The following is a 1,201-nucleotide window of genomic DNA, read 5'->3' on the forward strand; positions in this document are numbered from 1 at the left end:
TAGCGAAAGACGGGTGAGAAACCCGTCCGCCGAATGATCAAGGGTTCCAGGGTCAAGCTAATCTGCCCTGGGTCAGTCGGGACCTAAGGCGAGGCCGACAGGCGTAGTCGATGGACAACGGGTTGATATTCCCGTACCGGTGAAGAACCGCCCATATCGAGCCGGCGATGCTAACCGCCCAAACCGCCCACCGGGGGACCTTCGGGTTTCCCACCGGGCGGGGCGCGCGGGACCCGAGCCGGGGAGGTAAGCGCATTAACAGGTGTGACGCAGGAAGGTAGCCGGGCCAGGCAATGGAATCGACCTGGTCCAAGGGCGTAGGGCGAACGGTAGGCAAATCCGCCGTTCATGATGCCTGAGACCCGATAGGCGCCCCCCTTGGGGGGTGATCCGGTGATCCTATGCTGCCAAGAAAAGCATCGGCGCGAGGTTCAAGCCGCCCGTACCCCAAACCGACACAGGTGATCAGGTAGAGAATACCAAGGCGATCGAGAGAATCATGGTTAAGGAACTCGGCAAAATGCCCCCGTAACTTCGGGAGAAGGGGGGCCCCAACCTTGAACGGACTTCGCGTCCGGGAGGGGATCGGGGCCGCAGAGACCAGGGGGAAGCGACTGTTTACTAAAAACACAGGTCCGTGCGAAGTCGCAAGACGATGTATACGGACTGACTCCTGCCCGGTGCTGGAAGGTTAAGAGGACCGGTTAGCCGCAAGGCGAAGCTGAGAATTCAAGCCCCAGTAAACGGCGGTGGTAACTATAACCATCCTAAGGTAGCGAAATTCCTTGTCGGGTAAGTTCCGACCTGCACGAATGGAGTAACGACTTCCCCGCTGTCTCAACCATGAACTCGGCGAAATTGCACTACGAGTAAAGATGCTCGTTACGCGCAGCAGGACGGAAAGACCCCGAGACCTTTACTATAGTTTGGTATTGGTGTTCGGTGCAGCTTGTGTAGGATAGGTGGGAGACGTTGAAGCGGGCACGCCAGTGCTTGTGGAGTCGCCGTTGAAATACCACTCTGGCTGTACCGGACTCCTAACTTCGGCCCGTGATCCGGGTCAGGGACAGTGCCTGATGGGTAGTTTAACTGGGGCGGTTGCCTCCCAAAAAGTAACGGAGGCGCCCAAAGGTTCCCTCAGCCTGGTTGGCAATCAGGTGTCGAGTGTAAGTGCACAAGGGAGCTTGACTGTGAGAGCGAC

General features: G+C 58.1%; 1 rRNA gene. It reads left to right on the top strand.

From position 1 onward, the window contains the following. Positions 1-1,201, top strand: a 23S ribosomal RNA gene (locus ABD912_RS23415); the annotation flags it as partial.

Origin of the sequence: Arthrobacter ginkgonis (assembly GCF_039540195.1) — a bacterium.
Classification (GTDB): domain Bacteria; phylum Actinomycetota; class Actinomycetes; order Actinomycetales; family Micrococcaceae; genus Zafaria; species Zafaria ginkgonis.